Source organism: Nonomuraea sp. NPDC049141 (genome assembly GCF_040648415.1).
Taxonomy (GTDB): domain Bacteria; phylum Actinomycetota; class Actinomycetes; order Streptosporangiales; family Streptosporangiaceae; genus Nonomuraea.
The window spans coordinates 1-1,081 of record NZ_JBEZDR010000280.1; the positions used below are offsets into that span (position 1 = coordinate 1).

At 70.5% G+C, this 1,081-nt stretch carries 1 protein-coding gene; it reads right to left on the reverse strand.

What is annotated here, in order from left to right; genetic code table 11:
• Positions 1–57: 57 nt before the first annotated feature.
• A complete protein-coding gene (locus AB0B91_RS66465) occupies positions 58–909 on the reverse strand; it encodes an alpha/beta hydrolase (protein WP_089002109.1) in 852 nt (283 codons plus the stop codon).
• Positions 910–1,081 lie beyond the last annotated feature (172 nt).

Here is a 1,081-nt window from a genome sequence, read left to right on the forward strand (position 1 = left end):
CCGCGCACGTCGCCGTCGGGTGCCGGTCGCCGTCGAGGAGCCGGTGGCCGTGACGCGTCAGGCCCGGGCCATCGCCGGCGCGCCGATGAAGTCCATGATGCTGCGGTTCACCTCCGCCGCGTTCGTCCACGGGATGCCGTGCGGCGCGCCCTTCAGCGTGACGAGCTGGCTGCCGGGCAGCATCGGCTGGAGCCGCTGACCGGTCTTCGGGTACGGCAGCACCGCGTCGGCGTCACCCTGCACGATCAGCACCGGCACGTCGATGCGGGACACGTCACCTCGGAAGTCGGTCTGCCAGGCGTCCACGCTGTCGTGGGTGCCCTTCGCCGAGGCCCGGGTGCCGATCTCCCAGTGCGCCCGGAATGCCTCCTCGCTGACCAGCCTGCCCTTGTTCTCCTGGTAGTTGAAGAACGCCTCGCAGAAGGTGGTGAGGTAGGCGAACCGGTCGTCGAGGATGGCCTGCTGGAAGCCCTGGAACAGGCTCTTCTCGACCCCCTCCGGGTTGTCCGAGGTCTTCAGCAGGAACGGCGCGAGCGGGGCCAGCAGCACCGCCCGGTCGACCCGCTGCGAGCCGTACACGCCCAGGTAGTGGGTCACCTCGCCGGTGCCCATCGAGTGCCCCACCAGGATCGCGTCCCGCAAGTCCAGCTCCGTCATCAGCACGTCGAGGTCGGCGGCGAAGGTGTCGTAGTCGTACCCGGACGCCGGCTGGGCGGAGTTGCCGAAGCCCCGCCGGTCGTACGTGATCGTCCGGTATCCGGCGGCCAGCAGCGGCCCGGTCTGCTTCTCCCAGGTCGCCCCGTTGAACGGGAAGCCGTGGATGAGCACGATCGGCTGCCCGGAACCGTGGTCCTCGTAGTACAGGTCTACGGGGGCGGAGTTCTCCGTCCCCACGGTGATGAAAGGCATGCGCGTCTCCTCGTCACGTGACGGTCGGGACGCCGGCGGGTTCCCGTCCTGCCCATGGTTATGCCGCCGCACGCGCCTGCCGGGCCCGGGTCACGGCGCGTACGGCAGGTCCACCACCCGGTCGTCGGTGACCTCGTCCGCGGGCGCCCACGTCTCGTAGACGCCCCGCGCC